General features: G+C 68.8%; 17 protein-coding genes. All 17 read left to right on the forward strand.

Annotated elements, in window-relative coordinates:
* Window positions 1–60: 60 nt before the first annotated feature.
* Window positions 61–576, forward strand: coding sequence for a DinB family protein (locus tag ACYVF6_RS31615; protein WP_460526314.1), 516 nt, complete (start codon window positions 61–63; stop codon window positions 574–576).
* A gap of 224 nt (window positions 577–800) precedes the next feature.
* A complete protein-coding gene (locus ACYVF6_RS31620) occupies window positions 801–995 on the forward strand; it encodes a hypothetical protein (protein WP_460526316.1) in 195 nt (64 codons plus the stop codon).
* A 374-nt stretch (window positions 996–1,369) separates the two neighbouring features.
* Window positions 1,370–1,558: a hypothetical protein gene (locus tag ACYVF6_RS31625; protein WP_460526318.1), complete on the forward strand. Its 189-nt coding sequence runs from the start codon at window positions 1,370–1,372 to the stop codon at window positions 1,556–1,558.
* A 319-nt stretch (window positions 1,559–1,877) separates the two neighbouring features.
* Window positions 1,878–3,551 carry a sigma-70 family RNA polymerase sigma factor gene (locus ACYVF6_RS31630; RefSeq protein ID WP_460526320.1) on the forward strand — a complete coding sequence of 558 codons (1,674 nt, stop codon included), beginning with the start codon at window positions 1,878–1,880 and terminating at the stop codon, window positions 3,549–3,551.
* A gap of 598 nt (window positions 3,552–4,149) precedes the next feature.
* Window positions 4,150–4,875, forward strand: coding sequence for an eCIS core domain-containing protein (locus ACYVF6_RS31635; protein WP_460526322.1), 726 nt, complete (start codon window positions 4,150–4,152; stop codon window positions 4,873–4,875).
* A 6-nt stretch (window positions 4,876–4,881) separates the two neighbouring features.
* Window positions 4,882–6,429: a phage tail sheath family protein gene (locus tag ACYVF6_RS31640; protein ID WP_460526324.1), complete on the forward strand. Its 1,548-nt coding sequence runs from the start codon at window positions 4,882–4,884 to the stop codon at window positions 6,427–6,429.
* A gap of 29 nt (window positions 6,430–6,458) precedes the next feature.
* The gene (locus ACYVF6_RS31645) at window positions 6,459–6,908 is read left to right on the forward strand and encodes a phage tail protein (RefSeq protein WP_460526326.1); all 450 of its coding nucleotides are present in this window, start codon (window positions 6,459–6,461) and stop codon (window positions 6,906–6,908) included.
* 122 nt (window positions 6,909–7,030) lie between these two features.
* Window positions 7,031–7,399, forward strand: coding sequence for a hypothetical protein (locus ACYVF6_RS31650; RefSeq protein WP_460526328.1), 369 nt, complete (start codon window positions 7,031–7,033; stop codon window positions 7,397–7,399).
* Complete coding sequence (locus ACYVF6_RS31655; protein ID WP_460526330.1) at window positions 7,396–7,569, forward strand: DUF6760 family protein; 174 nt, start codon at window positions 7,396–7,398, stop codon at window positions 7,567–7,569. The genes ACYVF6_RS31650 and ACYVF6_RS31655 overlap by 4 nt, the downstream gene beginning before the upstream one ends.
* A gap of 186 nt (window positions 7,570–7,755) precedes the next feature.
* A complete protein-coding gene (locus ACYVF6_RS31660) occupies window positions 7,756–10,308 on the forward strand; it encodes a hypothetical protein (RefSeq protein ID WP_460526332.1) in 2,553 nt (850 codons plus the stop codon).
* Window positions 10,309–10,328: 20 nt separating this feature from the next.
* The gene (locus tag ACYVF6_RS31665; protein WP_460526335.1) at window positions 10,329–10,757 is read left to right on the forward strand and encodes a phage tail protein; all 429 of its coding nucleotides are present in this window, start codon (window positions 10,329–10,331) and stop codon (window positions 10,755–10,757) included.
* 9 nt (window positions 10,758–10,766) lie between these two features.
* Window positions 10,767–11,474 carry a CIS tube protein gene (locus tag ACYVF6_RS31670; protein ID WP_460526337.1) on the forward strand — a complete coding sequence of 236 codons (708 nt, stop codon included), beginning with the start codon at window positions 10,767–10,769 and terminating at the stop codon, window positions 11,472–11,474.
* A 28-nt stretch (window positions 11,475–11,502) separates the two neighbouring features.
* Window positions 11,503–13,218 carry a type VI secretion system Vgr family protein gene (locus ACYVF6_RS31675; protein WP_460526339.1) on the forward strand — a complete coding sequence of 572 codons (1,716 nt, stop codon included), beginning with the start codon at window positions 11,503–11,505 and terminating at the stop codon, window positions 13,216–13,218.
* Between the two features lie 33 nt (window positions 13,219–13,251).
* On the forward strand, window positions 13,252–13,644 hold the full coding sequence (locus ACYVF6_RS31680; RefSeq protein WP_460526342.1) for a PAAR domain-containing protein: 393 nt from the start codon (window positions 13,252–13,254) through the stop codon (window positions 13,642–13,644).
* A 3-nt stretch (window positions 13,645–13,647) separates the two neighbouring features.
* Window positions 13,648–14,058: a GPW/gp25 family protein gene (locus ACYVF6_RS31685; RefSeq protein ID WP_460526344.1), complete on the forward strand. Its 411-nt coding sequence runs from the start codon at window positions 13,648–13,650 to the stop codon at window positions 14,056–14,058.
* Window positions 14,059–14,104: 46 nt separating this feature from the next.
* On the forward strand, window positions 14,105–16,057 hold the full coding sequence (locus ACYVF6_RS31690; RefSeq protein WP_460526346.1) for a baseplate J/gp47 family protein: 1,953 nt from the start codon (window positions 14,105–14,107) through the stop codon (window positions 16,055–16,057).
* Entirely contained in the window at window positions 16,058–16,651 is a 594-nt protein-coding gene (locus ACYVF6_RS31695) for a phage tail protein (RefSeq protein WP_460526348.1), read from the forward strand.
* Window positions 16,652–16,833: the final 182 nt, after the last annotated feature.

A 16,833-nucleotide genomic window follows, 5' to 3' on the forward strand; every position in this document is an offset into this window, starting at 1 on the left:
AGGTGAGCGCGCCATGTCGCCCGCGAAGCCCATGATCGCTCTACCTTCCTGGAGAAATCCGTGACCACTCGCAAGGATCTGCTCACCACAGCAGACGAACGCACCTATCTCAACGGCTGGCTCGACGTGCAACGCGCCGGCGTACGCAAGAAGTGCGAAGGCCTCGCCGAGGCCGACGCCCACCGTCCGGTGCTGCCGTCGTCGCCGCTGATGACGATGGCCGGTGTCGTCGCGCACCTGCGCTGGAACGAGTACTCCTGGTTCCAGCTCAACCTCCTCGGCGTACCCGACGAGGGACAGACGCCGTGGCGGGAAGGCGGCCACCCCGACGCCGAGATGATGGTCGACGGCGTACCGCTCGCCCAACTAGTCGACGAGTACGACGAGGAGTGCGCGCGCTCCCGCGCCGCGGTGGCGAGCGTGTCGCTGGACGCGCTGGAGCAGGGACCGTACGCCGGCAAGGATTCCGCGTCGACGCGGTACGTCCTGTGCCACATGATCGAGGAGACCGCACGCCACCTCGGCCACCTCGACGCGATCCGCGAGCTGCTGGACGGCGACACCGGCTACGCGTGACGTAGCCACGCTCACCCCACCCAGACAGAGGCAGGCGGGCGGCTGGCCGGCGTTCGAGGTCGTTCACACTCGCGTCCCCACCAGGAAACGAAGCGACCGATATCGGACGCCGCCACCGCTCGCCTCGCCGTTGCGACTCCCCAGATGACCGTGTGGGCGAACACCGCGCTCGCGTACGAGCAACTGCACCCGAGCCTCAAGGCGCTCACAGAGAAGCGTGGGCCGTGCACTCCAACCTCTACGACTTCGCCGCCGACCGCGACGAGCAGCGGATTTCGCCAACTGGCGAAGGCGTTCGCGACCGGCGAGCAGGCGGAGCTTGCGGACTGGTGCGAGGCGGAGCCGGCTCGCACGCCGTCGCACGTCCGCGGCTCCCCGGCGAGCGGCACTGGCTGCTGGAGCCGGCGCTCCGGTCCTGACGACCTGGTCCGGATCTGTACTCACTTCGCGGATAGCCCCAAAGTTCGCGAAATATATCGGTGAGTAACCTCGCCCTGACCAGGTGTTCATGACTCTGCGTAGAACCGTGTGATTCACGTCACACAATGGCCTTCGTCATCTTCCGGCCGTAACCGTGTCAGCGGTCAACGAGACATGAAAAGAGCCGGGGCAGACGTCCGGCTCGCGTCACCGAGGGCATGTTGTCGACCGGGTCGGGAGAGCCAACGTGAACGGAGACCGCCGTGCTAGTGCTTCCGCGAAGCGTCCAGCCGACGGCCCATGTCGCGGGGACTGGTGGCGGTTCGAGCTACGCCGCCGTCATCCCGGACGGAACATCCCCACCGACTGGGTCATGGGGTTCGGCGCCTGGCAACCAGCCGACGACCGCGTCCTGGTCTGCAAGCTTGCTCCGCTGTCGATCGACACCGCTCAACCGCTCAAGGCCTTCCTGCGCAACCTTGGGACGGAGATCGCGCTCGTGTGGGTCGACTTGCTGGAGATGGACCCTGGAGCACGGACTGCTGCAACTGAACGCGATTAACTGGCGTGCGGTCGCGTCCTGAACCGCAAGTCCGGCAACAGGGTCGTGGGTCACCTGGATAGGGGCATTCAGGTGACCGGGCGGCCGGCCCGTGCGCCTGCCCGGGCCGGCCGCTCGAACGGGTACGCTACGACCTCGGCGGCAAGCCGCAGGTCGTTCTTGCCGCCAAACGATCAAGCAGGCTTGGCCATATCGACGTAGCTCGGTGCAACCCTCACTTCCACGGATGCAAGGGGATCGTGCCGTCAACGCCGGCATTGCGTAAAGTACCCGGCCGGCATTACGGTGTGAGCGGGCCGTGGGAGGAGGGAGATGGTGCATGCGCCCAGCCGGCGGAGCCAATGGGGACGAGACTCCGAACGGCCCTTCGGATCGCGAACTACTTGCCGATTTACGCGCGGGAGATGACGAGGCCTACGCCGAGCTCTGGCGAAGGCACCATCCCGCCGCGCTGCGTGCTGCCCACCAGTACGACCACAGCGGTGAGGCAGAAGACATCGCGGCTGAGGCGTTCGCACGGGTACTCGACGCCGTCCGACACGGCAACGGTCCCACCGAGGCGTTTCGCGCCTACCTCCTGCGCGCGGTCTCCAACGTCGCGCAGAACGCGGCCCGAGTCCGACGTCGCAACGTCCCGTCCGACGACGAGGGCGTGCTCGACTCTCCCGTCGAGCCGGACGATCCCGCGATCGAGGCGCTCGACCAGCACTACATCACGCAGGCCTACGAGCGGCTGACCCCTGCCCAGAAAGAAGTTCTGTGGTACGTCGAGGTCGAGCGCATGCAGACCAAGGAGGCCGCGGCCTTCCTCGGTGTCTCCGCCAACGCCGCCGCCCAGTTGTCCGGTCGTGCACGCGAAGCGCTCAGCCGTGAGTACCTCCAGGTCCACATCCAGCAGCACGGCGACAACTCCGGCTGCAAGAACACCCTCGGCAAGCTCGGTGCCTACGTACGCGGGACGCTCAGCCTGCTGTCCCGCCGCCAGGTCGACAAGCATCTGAAGGTCTGCGCGAAGTGCTCGCTCGCACTGGCCGACCTGAGGGAGATCGGCGCGAGCCTGCGCGTCGTGCTGGGCCACCTCGTGCTCGGCTCGGCGTTCGCGTTCAGCGGTTACTTCGCGATCGCGAGCAGCTCCAAGGTCGCGGCCATGCTCGCCGCGGCGACCAGCGCGACGACCGGCTCGAGCGGCCCGCCCACCGTCCCCGGCCGCTCGGTCGCACGTACCGCCGGTATCGCGGCCGCGTCGATCGCGGTGTTCTGCGGCATCGCGATGGCCGCGGTCTCGATGGTCTCCGACGACAACGCCGCGCCGCGGGCTGAACCCAAGCCGGTGGCCTCCAAGCAGAAGGAGAAGGAGCAGCCACCGCCGGTCGAGCCCACGAAGAAGCAGCCGTCTCCCAAGCCGAAGCCCTCGAAATCCCCCGAGCCGAAGCCGAAGCCGAGCCCAAAGCCCACACAGGAGCCGGCGCCGCGGCCCACGCCGAGCCAGGTGCCGACGACTCCGCCGCCGGCGCCGAAGCCCACCCCCACACCGACTCCCCCACCGAAGCCGACACCCGAGCCGACCCCCACTCCCACGCCGACCCCACCTCCGCCGGCGCCCAAGCCGCGGCTCGTGCTGGAGACCCGGCAGATAACGGGTGGCAGCTGGGACCGCCGCGACTACGTGGCCGGCGAGGTCTACCACGCCGAACCGGGCAACCAGGTCAGGCTCCGGATCGCCGGACCGCTGCTGCACGCGATGTCCAAGCCGACCGGCACGGTGTCCGACAGCCCACCGCTGGTCGAGGACGGCACCTGGAGCTGCTCGGCGTACGGCCTGGTCATCCCGCACGGCTACGAGTGCACCGGCACCGCCGACCGCCGGGGCCGGATCACCGCGGCCGTCCGTACGTACCCACCGCTCGAGCTGTTGCTCGACGAGCGCTACCCCGTCTACGTCCGGGTCGACAGCGGCGGCGAGCACGACAGCGACGAGATCTGGGTTCGCTAGACGATCTATTCCAGGGGGTCGCCTGACGCGCGACGCCTGGCATCCACGCCGGCTGCGTTGTCGTCGATCGCCGGAGGCCCCTCCTGGCTCCTCCTCCGGCTGTGCCCACCCCCACCAACGGCGCCATGCGCCGCGCGCTTGACCGGCGACCCCCTGGAACAGATCGTCTAGAGAAAATCCGGAAAAGTCCGGGAACGCCGTCATCATCCGGCGCCTGCGGTGTCAGGTGAGGTGACCGCGAAGGTTTCCGGGGCATGCTGAATTGGACGCCGGAGCGGTCACCGGCTGGCCCGGGTGCGGCCTGCGTTTGGCCTGTGTCCCCCTGATGGCCAACGTACTGCGGGCCAGCCAACAAACGCCCGGTCCGGGGCCTCCACGACCCTCCGGACTGGCCCCCTTGCGAAAGCCGACCGTCGAACGGCCACAGACGACGGTCGGCTTTCGTCTCTTTCGTGCTCGTTTTTCGCGCGCATTTGTCCCGAGGGTCCCTCCGGGCAGACCGGCCTGCCCGATCGGGCAGGCAACACTGCCCTAAGCCCAGGACCCCCGTGAACGACACCAACCTCCCTGCTGAGCGAACGTCTAGTGGGAGGAACCCATGCACGAACGAGCGCACGACCACGAACGAGACGGCTTGGCCGCTCATGACCAAACTGGCGCCGCCCTTCGGGCGGACGCCCTCGACGGCAAACACGTCGACGCCGCCATGGCCGGACGGGTGGACATCCTTGGTCCGGCGGGTGTCGCCGGGCTGCAACGGATCGTCGGTAACGAGACGGTCTCCCGCCTGGTCGAGGACGAGCGCGAGGCCGAACCGCAGCAGTCCCCTGTCCACGACGTCATCAACGCAGGCGGCCAGCAGCTTCCCGCCGACACCCGCACCGACATGGAAGGCCGCCTCGGTGCGGACTTCTCCGACGTACGCATCCACACCGGCGGCCATGCCCACGAGTCGGCGAAGGCCGTGAACGCCCACGCCTACACGGTGGGCAACAACATCGTCTTCCAGCGCGACGCGTACGACCCGGACAGTCACTCGGGCCGTACCACGCTGGCGCACGAGCTCACGCACGTCATGCAGCAGCGCAACGGTCCGGTTGACGGCGAAGCCGCGCCGGGAGGCATCCGGGTCAGCGACCCGTCGGACCGGTTCGAGCGTGCCGCGGTCGCCAACGCCGAAAGCGTGATGAGCCAGCCCGCACCAGCGGTGCAACGCCACGCCGAAGCCGCGGAGACGGTCGAACCCGGTGCCGGCGACCTCGTCGCCGAAACCGGCCCCGCGGTGCAACGCCAAGAAGACGAAGAAGCCAAGGAAGAGGAGTAACCGGTAATGCCCACCTATCTGTCGCCCGGCGTGTACGTCGAAGAGCTGGACGCCGGTTCCAAGCCCATCGAGGGCGTCGGTACCGCGGTCGCGGCCTTCGTCGGTCTCGCCGCGACCGGACCGACCGACACACCTGTCCTGGTGACCAACTGGAGCCAGTTCGTCGACACCTTCGGCGACTTCGTCGAAGGCTCGTACCTCGCGCACGCGGTGTACGGCTACTTCCAGAACGGTGGCGGCATGTGCTACGTGCTGCGCATCGGCGCGGACGGAAGCAGCAGCAGCGGCAGCGGCAACGGTCAGACCGGCCGCAAGCCCGCACCCGAGGCGGTGGTCGGAGGTCTCCGCGTCCGCGCCGTCGACGGTGGGACATCCCAGCGGCTGTCCATCGAGGTCGCCGACTCCACGACGGAGAACGCGCCCGAGGGCAGCTTCAAACTGATCGTCCGAGACGGTGAGCGGACGGTCGAGGAACACGACCCCGTCACGGTCGCCAAGGGCCGCAACAACGTCATCACCGTGGTGAAGACCCGGTCCAAGGTCATCACGCTCGAGGAAACGGAAGCGAAGGGCGAGCTCGAGGCACCGCCTCGCGGTCGCGCCGAGCTGCAGGCTCCGCCGCCCGACCAGGCCGCCCTGCCCGCGACGCTTTCCGCCGACAAGTACACCGGCGACGCCGCCGCCCGCACGGGCATCGGCGGGCTCGAGGCCATCGACGAGATCACGATGGTGTGCGCGCCCGACCTGATGGCGGCCTACGAGCACGGACTGATCGATCTGCCTGCCGTACAAGGCGTTCAGCTCGGCATGATCGCCCACTGCGAGCTGATGGGCGACCGCGTGGCGATCCTCGACCCGCCGCCCGGCCTTTCTCCGCAGCAGGTTCAGGGCTGGCGGCAGACGGCCAACTACGACTCCGCGTACGCCGCGTTGTACTACCCCTGGCTGGAGACCATCAACCCGGCGACGGGCAAGCCGATGACGATCCCGCCGAGCGGTCACCTGGCAGGAATCTGGGCGCGCAACGACGACACGCGTGGCGTGCACAAGGCACCGGCGAACGAGGTCATCCGCGGTGCGCTGGCTCCGACCCTGCTCCTCACCAAGGGCGAGAACGACCTGCTGAACCCGATCGGCGTCAACTGCATCCGTTCGTTCCCCGGCCGCGGTGTCCGGGTGTGGGGCGCGCGCACGATGTCGTCCGACCCGGCATGGAAGTACATCAACATCCGCCGCCTGTTCAACTTCATCGAGGAATCCATCCTGAACAGCACGCAGTGGGTGGTCTTCGAGCCGAATGACCGGGCGCTGTGGGCGAAGATCCGTCGCACCATCGCGGCGTTCCTGGTCATGCAGTGGCGGCAGGGCGCGCTGTTCGGGCTCACGCCGGACGAGGCGTTCTACGTTCGCTGCGACGACGAGACCAACACCTCCGAGAGCATGGACCTCGGTCAGGTGATCTGCGAGATCGGCGTGGCACCGGTCAAACCGGCCGAGTTCGTGGTCTTCCGGCTGGCCCAGATGTCCAGCGGTACCAGCTTGGTCAGCGAATAAGCGATCAGTAAGCAAAGGAGAAACCCAGAATGGCATTCCCCAACGCCGCGGTGGATGGAGCAGTCGGTCACTCGTTCGGCATCGAGTACGACGGCGTGACCATCAAGCAGATCACCGAAGTCAGTGGTCTGAAGATGGAGCAGGACAAGATCGAGCTCAAGCAGAACACCAACGACGGCAAGTACTCCATCACCAACCTGCCCGGCCGCCCCAAGGCCGGACAGATCACGGTGACCCGCGCGCTGACCGCCGACAAGAGCTTCGAGACGTGGATCAACGACTCCCGGTTCGGCAAGATGGGCCAGGTTCGCAAGACCGGATCGGTCGTCGTCTACGACTACGAAGGTGCCGAGGTCAAGCGTTACAACATGGTCAACGCCTGGCCGGTGTCGTTGGAGCTCGGCGCGATGAAGGCCGGCGCCACCGATGTGCTGACCGAGAAGCTGACGATCTCCTACGAAGAGCTCAAGGCGGCCTGATGCGGCGCGTGGTGAGTGGGACGACGTTGGCGGAAGCCGCGACGGAAGCCTCGGTCAACCCGGGTTCCGCCGGAGTGGCTTCCGCGAGCGGATCCTCCAGTGCATCGAGTACGTCGGAGTCGATGCGAACGGAGTTCTCGTTCGTGCTGCCGCGTGGATACGTCGACGCGAGCGGCACAGTGCACCGGCACGGTGTGATGCGGCTGGCAACGGCACGGGACGAGCTGATCCCCTTGCGCGACGACCGCGTACGGGAGAACCCGGCCTACCTCACGGTCGTCCTGCTCGCCCGCGTCATCACCAGGATCGGAACGATCGAGGACATCCACGCGGGCATCGTCGAGGACTTCTTCGCCTCGGATCTCGCGTTCCTGCAGGACCTGTACCGCCGGGTCAACGCCGAGGGACACACCCGCGCCGAACTGGTCTGCCCGGCCTGTTCGCACGAGTTCACGGTGGACCTCGCCGGTGGTCGCCTGGGGGAATCGTGACGTACGCGACGGATCAGCTGTACGAGGAAGTCGCGTACGTCGCCTATCACTTCCACTGGTCGATGGGCGAGATCCTCGATCTGGAACACGCCGAGCGGCACCGGTACGTCGCGCAGATCGCCGCGATCAACCGGCGCCGCTCCGCCGACAACAACAGCGGGGGGTGGTGATCCGCGGTGGGGCTCTTCGACAGGCTGGCCACGTTCTTTCGGGGTCGTTCGACGGACCCTGAAGCCACCAACGCCACCGAGGGCAGTTCGCCGGCGGAGCCGACATCCGCCGGCGATCGTGGCGCTCGGCAAGGGGGTGACGGGGCCTGGCGCTCCACGCCCGCGGTACAGCGCGTCGTACAGCAGATGCCGCTGACCGTCGGGACGTCGTCCTTCGAAGCCGGTTTGGTGTCGTGGCAGAGCCTGGCGGCGCTCGAACCGCTGGGGCACGCCGTTTCGCCCGACGCACCGAGCGGTTCGGTGGGCGGGCTGGCCCGTCCGGCTGCTGTACAGCGGGCACTGGACATGCCCGTACGATCGGCCGGCGGCAAGCGCACACGGGGACTCGGAAGCAAGGCCGTTCCGGGCGAGCCGTTCGCGGCCACCGGGACGATGACATCCGGGGCGGCTTCCGGAGGCTTGGCTGCCGGCTCCGGTCCGGTTGTCTCGCGGATGGCGGCGTCCACGCAGCCGGTCGCGGACCTGCCGGTCGCAGGGCTGCCGGCCGCCGAGTCGACCGTCCCGGAAGGGATCGGCTCCGGCCCGGCTGCTTCCGAGACCGCCGCTTCCGAGCAGGCCACGACGGAGGCAGCCTCGCCGCCAGCGGAACCGGCGACGAGCGGCGACCCGGGCTCGTCCACCGCCACTGTGCAGCGGACAACCCAGCCTGGCACGCACCAGAGCTCCACTCCGGAGACCGTCGCCGGACTGATCGGCGAGACGCCACTCGCCGACTCGGCCGGCAGCGCGACAGCCCCCTCGCAAGCCGCGGGCGCGAACACCGTGCAGCGAACGGTCGCCGGAGGAACGGCAGCCGAGAACGTCGGCCTACCGCTCGCCGCAGCACCCAGGCTGCCCGACAGCACCCAACCGGCCCGCACGGTGAGTGAGACCGCCGAAGCGATCTCCGTACCCGCCGCGGAGCCGGGCGACGACGCCACCGCCTCGGCTGCTTCGGCTCCGACGACCGGGCTCACCTCGGACGGCCCGTCGATCTCACGCCTGGCCGTACAACGTTCTGCCGCCGAACCGCCGGTCCGGCCGGCGCGCCCCAACCTCGTCAGCGCGAGCGCTGTCGAGCTGCCGGTGGTCACGGTTCAGCTGCATGCCGCCAGCTCCCCCACCCGCCCGACGCCGGCGCCCGCCGACCCGGTCGTGACGCCTGCCGAGCCGGCCGGGCAGGAAGCGCCGGCTGTGCCGACGATGCCGACGATCCAGACCATGCCGGCCGCACCGGAAACACCGGCCGGCACCAGCGAGACCGTGGAATCGTCAAGCCCGCAAGCGGATCCCACGGATCTCACCGCCCCTACTCTGCAGCCGATCCAGCGAGCGATCGACGAGCCCGCCTCCGTCGAGCCGCCGAAGCCGCGCAGGTTCGGTCTCGGCGAGCCCATGCACGTGATCCCGGACTCGAGCACCTCACCCGGCTCGGACCCTTTTGAACTACGGCCGGTGCTCGGCACCCAGCCGGTGGTACAGCGCTCCCTGGCCCCCGCGAGCCCGGCCGTCCCCACACCCGCGATGTCTTACACAGCAGAGCCTGCCCCGGCCGAATCTCACGCGGCAGCCTCCTTCCCGGCGGAGTCCGCCCCGGCCGAGTCCTACCCGGCGGACACGTCCTCGGCAGAACTCAGCGCGGTGGATACGCCCCCGGAAGACTCGCGTCCGCTGGAGTCCCACCCGGCCTCGACGCTCGACGTCGAGGCTGTGGCGCTGCAACGCCAGACCGAGACGAGCGTCGCGCCCCTGCTCGGCTCCGCCGCGGACCTCCCGATCCCAGCCGGCGAGGCGGCGACCGGCGTCCAGCCGTTGCTCGGATGGCGCGCCCTCGAGCCGCTCAGCCTGCAGCGCAGCGTCTCCGGCGGCGGATCGGACGGCGACTCCGCGCATGCCGTACTCCCACAGACCCCCGGTGCCGGCACCATGCCTGCGTCTGGTGTCGGCACCGGGCCAGCGTTCCTGGCCCAGCAGGCGCCGGTCCAACGCAGCTTGACACCGCCGGCCGATCCGGGTTCCGGGCGACGACTGGTCCGGCCGGCCGCCTCCAACGGCGGCTCGGCCGCGCCGGGCGTCGTGCAGCGGTTCGGGTTGCCCGGCCTCCCGGCCGCACCGGCCATGCCGTCGCTTCCAAGCATCCCGGCCATGCCCTCGATGCCGGACGCACCGTCGATGCCTTCGATGCCGGCGCTCCCGTCGGCACCCGGTGTCCCGTCGATGCCCGAGCTGCCTTCGCCACCGGGGCTGCCGACGCTCGGCAACCTGCCGGGCCTGCCGGGCCTTCCGGGCCTGCCTTCCATGCCGGTCACGCCCGCCGGCGTGCCCAGCAGCCTCACAGACGCGGCGACCTCCACCGTCAGCTCCGCCCTCAGTCCGGTGAGCTCGCTCGCCGACTCCGCCACCGCAGCAGCCGGAGACCTGGCCGACAACGTAACCAACGGGGTGTCGAGCGCGACCTCGACTGCGAACACCGCCATGAACTCGGTCGTTGCGGCCACAGGAAACGCAACGGCCGAAGGGCTCGGCCCGGGAGGCGCGCCCGGGCCGAGCGGCGGGGGTTCCAACCCACTGGCGGCGGCCTCGCCCGGCGATCTCGACGAGCTGTCCAGGCAGCTCTACGACCGGATCCGCAGCAGGCTACGCGCGGAGCTGCGTCTGGACCGCGAACGTGCCGGCCTGCTCACCGACCCCTACCGCTAGCAGCTCAGAAGGAGAACACCATGTCCGAAGTCACTCTGGACCCAGCTGTCACGGTGTGCTTCAAAGTCAGGATCGACGGCCACGATCTCGGCACGTTCACCGGCTGCGACGGCATGGGTTGCGAGGTCACGATGGAGCAGCGCGAGGAGGGCGGCAACAACGGTTACGTCCACCAGCTGCCCGGCCGGATCAAGTACACCCCGATCAAGCTGACGCGCGCGGTCAACGCCGACACCCAGAAGATCGCGACCTGGTTCTCCAGCCTGGCCGGCGGTGTGACCCGCGGGAACGCCGCGATCACCGCGATGACCGTCGACGGCAAGGAGATCTGGACCTGGACGCTGCGCGAGGTCGTGCCGCTGCGCTGGAAGGGTCCCACGCTCGACGTCAACTCCGCGAAGGTGGCGACCGAGACGCTCGAGCTCGCCCACCACGGGTTCCTGGCTTAGGAGGAAGCGATGGCTTTGGAGAAGGCGTACCTCACATTCATCCAGCCGTCGTCGTCCGGCGGCGCACCGGGTGGGTCGGCGACGGTCAACGGGAAGGGCCGGATCGAGTTCCAGTTCAACCCGAAGGAGTACTCCATCAAGAAGAGCGCGAACTGGAGCCGCTCCGACTCCCCCGGAGCGAAGAAGACCGCGCCACCGGAGTTCCGCGGTGCCGGTCCGTCGTCGATGAGCCTCGAGCTGTTCCTGGACGGTACGACCAAGAACACCGACGTCTCCGGCGACGTCGACACGTTGTTCGCCTGCCTGCAGCCGTTGCCGCAGGCGGTGTCGTCGAACAAGCCGTCGCCGCCGTTCGTGCAGTTCGGCTGGGGCGGGAAGGTGCACTTCGTCGCGTTCATGAAGTCGGTGAGCGCGAAGTACACGCTGTTCAAGCCCGACGGCATCCCGCTGCGCGCGACCTGCACGGTCGAGCTCGAGGAGTTCCCGGTCGACCAGGGTGCGCAGAACCCCACGTCCGGTGGGCTTTCGGCGCTGCGTACGCACCTGGTGGTCTCGGGCGACTCGCTGCAGTCAGTGGCGTATCGAGAGTACGGCGACGCGGGCATGTGGCGGCTGCTCGCCCAGGAGAACCAGATCGACGACCCGCAACGGCTTCCGACCGGCACGCAGCTGCGCATCCCGCTGCCCGGCGTGCCGAGCATCCCCAGCCAGAACTGAGCAGAAGCCAACAGGAAGGCGCGCTTCGATGATCGGACAGCAGCAACAACAGCACACCACCAAGTGGGTGGTGGAGTTCGACGGCCGGCCGATGCCGGCCGAGGTCGAGCCGTTGCTGGTGTCCGCGTTCGTCGACGACAACCGCACGATGCCCGACATGTTCGTGCTCTGCTTCCGCGACCCCAAGCGCATCGTCCTCGACACCCTGGGCGCGAAGGTCGGGTCGAAGGCAAAGATCAGCGCGGTCTCCGACGCCTCGCCGTCCGGCGAGCCGCTGGTGGAGGGCGAGGTCACCGCGCTCGAGCTCGACTACGACCAGCGCGACACGCTCACCGTCGTCCGCGGATTCGACAACTCGCACCGGCTGTTCCGCGGCATCAACACCTACGCCTACAAGAACGTGACCTACTCCGACGTCGTACGCACGGTCGCCGGGCGGGCCGGCGTGCCGGTCGGCGCGATCGACTCGACGAGCGGCGTCTATCCGCACGTCACGCAGGCAGCCGAGAACGACTGGGCGTTCCTGCGAAGCCTCGCCCGCGAGGTCGGCTACGAACTGGTCGTCGAAGAGAGCAAGCTCTGCTTCAAGTCGCCGATCAAGTCGAGCGGCGGCCCGGGGTCGACCGGCCTCGCCACCAAGAACCCTTTGCAGCTCGTCTACGGCAGCAACCTGCTGCGCCTGCGGGCCACGATCACCTCCGCCGAGCAGGTGCAGAACGTCGAGGTGCGCGGCTGGGACGTGATGAAGAAGCAGCCGGTCGTCGGCACCGCACCCGCCGACACCCAGAGCGCGACCCTGCAGACCAAGCCGGCCCAGCTGGCCGGCATGTTCGGCGGCAAGACCTACGTACGCACCGAAGGCGCCTTCCAGAACCAGTCCGAGGTCGACGCCGTCGCCAAGGTGACGGCCGAGCAGGTGTCGGGCACGTTCGCCGAGCTCGACGGTGTGGCGCGGGGCAACCCGAAGCTGAAGGCCGGCGCGGCGATCAGCCTGTCGTTGCTGGGCGAGCCGTTCGACGGCAAGTACGTGCTGTCGTCCGCCCGGCACACCTACGACCCGAAGTCCGGCTACACCACGGCGTTCACGGTCAGCGGGCAACAGGATCGCTCGCTGCTCAGCCTGACGGCGAGCAACGGCAACAACGGCAGTGGCGAGCCCGTGCACCGCACGTCCGGCGTTGCCGTCGCACTGGTCACCGACGTCGCCGATCCGGACAAGCTCGGCCGGGTGAAGCTCAAGTTTCCCTGGCTTTCCGAGGACTTCCAGAGCGACTGGGTGCGCACGGTCCAGGCCGGTGCGGGCGCCAACCGCGGCACGGTCATCCTGCCCGAGGTCAACGACGAGGTACTGGTGGCGTTCGAGCAGGGTCAGGCCCGCCGCCCGTACGTCATCGGCGGTATCTACAACGGTGTCGACAAGCCCAAGCTCGGCGACGGCGAGCTGGTGAACGCCACCAACGGCCAGATCCACCGGCGTGGCTTCACCTCCCGGGTCGGCCACACGCTGATCTTCGACGACGAGAAGAACTCCGTCACGATCAAGACCGGCAAGGGCGAGCTCCAGATCCTGCTCGACGAGCAGGGCAAGACGATGAAGCTGGTTTCGAAGGGGAAGGTCGAGATCAGCGCGGACCAGGACATCACGGTGAAGGGCGGCGCCAACGTCAGCGTCGAGGCGACCGCGAAGCTCACGCTGAAAGGCGCCATCGTCGAGGTCACCGGCCAGCCGATCAAGCTCAACTGAGACGAAGAAGCAGAGGGGACGAGGAACAAGACCATGGGTACACCGGCAGCGGTACTCGGCGACAAGATTGTCTACACCTGCACGCTTCACCAGATACCGAACCCCGGCACCGGCGCGCCGCAGCCGGCACCGCCCATGCCGTTCTCCTCGCCGCTAACCATGCAGCTCGCGACGAAGACCCTGATCACCGGCAAACCCGCCGCCGTACAAGGATCCTGGGGCCTCAACACGCCACCACACGTCGGCCTGCACCCGGCCGACCCGCACATGGCGCCGCCCACGCAGAAGGGCACCGTCACGGTCGGCAGCAGCTCGGTGCTCATCGAGGGCAAGCCGGCCGCGAAGACCGGATCCACGAGTCTTGTGAACTTCGCGATGCAGGGCCAGCTGATCGGGTCCGCGACCACCGTCCTGATCGGAGGCTGACCCGTGGCCGAAGAGTTCATCGGCGCCGGCTGGGCGTTCCCCCTGCGCACCGACACCACCGGCGGGATCGCCCTGATCACCCGCGAGCAGGAGATCGAGGAGAGCATCCGGCTGATCCTCGGCACGGCGTACGGCGAGCGGCCGATGCGGCCGGAGTTCGGCTGCGCGGTGCACGATCTGGTCTTCGCGCCCGCCAACGCCGGCACCGCCGGCATGATCGCCCACGAGGTCAGGCTTTCGCTCGAACGCTGGGAGACCCGGATCGAACTTCAGGACGTCGTTGTAACCGTTGACGAAGCTGCTCCGTCCACGTTGTACATCGATGTCCGGTACACCCTGCGCGGTAGTAACGACCCACGCAACCTGGTGTTCCCCTTCTATGTGATTCCGCCCCACGAAACCGGGGAGGCGTGATGAACCTGCATTCCGTCTCGACCTCAACTGAGACCGGAGAGACCCAATGAGCCTGCCCGCGCCCGATCTGGACGACCGCCGGTTCCAGGACCTGGTCGACGACGCGAAACGCCTTGTACAGCAGCGTTGCCCGGAGTGGACCGACCACAACGTGTCGGACCCCGGCGTGACGCTGATCGAGACGTTCGCGTACATGGTCGACCAGCTCTTCTTCCGGCTCAACCGGGTGCCGGACCGGATGTATGTGAAGTTCCTCGAGCTGGTCGGCGTCCGTTTGTTCCCGCCGACCGCGGCCCGCAGCGACGTGACGTTCTGGCTGACGTCGCCTGCGGAGGAGACGTTGACGATCGCGGCGGGCACGGAGGTGGCGACCAAGCGCACCGAGTCCGAGGAAGCGGTCATGTTCACCACTGTCGTCGGATTGAACATCGTGCCGTGCGAGGTCAGCCACCTCGCCTCGGCGTTCGTGGACCAGCCGGCCAGGCACCACCCCGAGACCGTCGCGGGCGACGCCGCGTTCAACTGCTTCCAGCGCGTGCCCGTGGTCGGAGACGCCTTGCTGGTCGGGCTTTCGCAGCCGGTGCCGTCATGTGCGGTCGCGCTGCAGTTCGAGAGCGGTGCCGTCGAAGGTGTCGGCGTCGACCCGCGCAACCCGCCGATCGTCTGGGAGGCCTGGACCGGATCGGGCTGGACGGCATGCGAGCTCGACCACGACAACACCGGCGGGCTCAACCGGTCCGGCGAGGTCGTCCTGCACGTACCGGAAGGACACACGGGCTCGCTGATCGACAACCAGCGCGCCGCCTGGCTGCGCTGCCGGGTGATTCCGCGCGGCGCGGGACAGCCGCCCTACAGCGCGTCGCCGAGGGTCGCGACACTGACCGGTGCGACGGTCGGCGGCACGACTCCGATCGTCCAGGCGGAGACCATCGCCGACGAGTGGTTCGGAACGTCCGAAGGCGTTCCCGGCCAGCGGTTCCAGCTCCAGCGCCGGCCCGTCATCCCCGGCGAGAAGCCGGTCGTCGTCGAGTCCGAGGAACGCGAAGGCACGCGCGAGTGGCACCCGGTCAACGACTTCGCGGCGAGCGGGCCCACCGACCGGCACTTCCGGCTGGACGCGACCAGCGGCGAGATCGCGTTCGGCCCGGCCGTCCGCGAGTCCGACGGCTCGCTGCGGCAGTACGGCGCGATTCCCGAGAAGGGCGCCTCGCTGCGCGTGCGTTCGTACCGCACCGGTGGTGGGCGGCGCGGCAACGTCGCGATCGGCGCGATCGGCATCGTGAAGAGCCAGGTCACCAACATCCGCAAGGTCGAGAACCGCAGGCCGGCCCGCGGCGGCGTCGACGCCGAGGACATCGAGAACGCCAAGCTGCGTGGGCCGCTGGCGCTGCAGACCCGCAACCGCGCGGTCACCGCCGCCGACTACGAACAGCTCGCGCGGCAGGCCGTGCCCGAGGTCGCCCGCGTCCGTTGCACCGCGCCGTCCGACGACCCCGCGCTCGCGGGCGTCGTGCGGGTACTGCTGGTGCCCGCGGCACCGGACGACGAGAAGGGCCGGCTGCGGTTCGAGGACCTCGTGCCGGCCGAAGAGACCCTGCGCCAGCTGGCGGAGTACCTCGACGAGCGGCGCATCATCGGCACCCGGCTGGTGGTCGAACCGCCGCGATACCACGGCATCACGGTCGTCGCGCAGCTGCGGGCCCGGCCCGGAACCGACACCGAAGCGCTTGAACGCAAGGCGATCGAGACGTTGTACCGCTACTTCCACCCGCTGTCCGGCGGCCCCGACAGCGACGGCTGGCCGTTCGGCCGGCCCGTGCAGGTCGGCGATGTCTACGCCGTGCTGCAGCCGCTGCCGGGCGTCGAGCTGGTCGACGACGTACGGCTGTTCCCGACCGATCCGCTGACCACCGAGCGGGCCGAGGCCGTGCAGCGCCTCACGGTCGACTCGAACGCGCTGGTCTACTCCTACGAACACCTGGTGCGGGTGGTGACGTAGATGACGCAGGAGCTGGTGAACGGCCGCTCGAACGGGCGGACGCGCTACGTCGGACGCGGGCTGGTGCCCGGGCTGTCCAGCCCGCACAACCTGATCGAGGCGCTTCCTGGCATCTATCAGGAGCAGGACTTCACCGAACGGTTCGTCAGTGCGTTCGACGAGGCGCTCGCACCCGTCTACGCCACGCTCGACAACCTCGACAGCTACTTCGACCCGAAGCTCACGCCGCCGGACTTCCTGGCCTGGCTGGGCAGCTGGATCGGCATGGTCGAGGCGTACACCCCGACCGTCGAGCTGCGCAGGCGACTGGTGGCGCGGGCGGCGGAACTGCACAAGTGGCAGGGAACGCTTGCCTGCGTACGCGAGCTGATCCGGCTCGCGACCGGGCTGGACCCCGAGGTGATCGAAAGCGGCGGCACGCGCTGGTCGCCGCAACCCAACTGTCCCCCGCCCGGGGACCCACGGCCATCGCTGATCGTGCGGCTCCGGGTGCCGGCCGAACGGGCCATCGACCCACGACGTCTGGACGCCCTCATCCGCGCGTCGAAGCCGGCTCACATACCCCATCGACTGGACATCGAGGTGCAACGTTGAGCACTCCAGCCTTGCCACCTACCGCTCCGCCACCCAAGGGACCGGCACCCTGTCCGGCCTGCGGGCATGTCGACAGCCCGCCGACCGACTTCTGCGGCGGGTGCGGCGCGTTCCGCGGGTGGGATCCGCCGGCCACGGAACAGCCCGCTGTCGAACACGCAACTGAACCACTGACCGTGCAG

This window comes from Flindersiella endophytica, assembly GCF_054779015.1.

Coding starts and splice junctions, on each gene's coding strand:
- ACYVF6_RS31625 (WP_460526318.1), top strand. CDS start 1,370: ATGGGGTTCGGCGCCTGGCAACCAGCCGACGACCGCGTCCTGGTCTGC.
- ACYVF6_RS31630 (WP_460526320.1), top strand. CDS start 1,878: ATGCGCCCAGCCGGCGGAGCCAATGGGGACGAGACTCCGAACGGCCCT.
- ACYVF6_RS31635 (WP_460526322.1), top strand. CDS start 4,150: ATGCACGAACGAGCGCACGACCACGAACGAGACGGCTTGGCCGCTCAT.
- ACYVF6_RS31640 (WP_460526324.1), top strand. CDS start 4,882: ATGCCCACCTATCTGTCGCCCGGCGTGTACGTCGAAGAGCTGGACGCC.
- ACYVF6_RS31645 (WP_460526326.1), top strand. CDS start 6,459: ATGGCATTCCCCAACGCCGCGGTGGATGGAGCAGTCGGTCACTCGTTC.
- ACYVF6_RS31650 (WP_460526328.1), top strand. CDS start 7,031: ATGCGAACGGAGTTCTCGTTCGTGCTGCCGCGTGGATACGTCGACGCG.
- ACYVF6_RS31660 (WP_460526332.1), top strand. CDS start 7,756: ATGCCGCTGACCGTCGGGACGTCGTCCTTCGAAGCCGGTTTGGTGTCG.
- ACYVF6_RS31665 (WP_460526335.1), top strand. CDS start 10,329: ATGTCCGAAGTCACTCTGGACCCAGCTGTCACGGTGTGCTTCAAAGTC.
- ACYVF6_RS31670 (WP_460526337.1), top strand. CDS start 10,767: ATGGCTTTGGAGAAGGCGTACCTCACATTCATCCAGCCGTCGTCGTCC.
- ACYVF6_RS31675 (WP_460526339.1), top strand. CDS start 11,503: ATGATCGGACAGCAGCAACAACAGCACACCACCAAGTGGGTGGTGGAG.
- ACYVF6_RS31680 (WP_460526342.1), top strand. CDS start 13,252: ATGGGTACACCGGCAGCGGTACTCGGCGACAAGATTGTCTACACCTGC.
- ACYVF6_RS31690 (WP_460526346.1), top strand. CDS start 14,105: ATGAGCCTGCCCGCGCCCGATCTGGACGACCGCCGGTTCCAGGACCTG.
- ACYVF6_RS31695 (WP_460526348.1), top strand. CDS start 16,058: ATGACGCAGGAGCTGGTGAACGGCCGCTCGAACGGGCGGACGCGCTAC.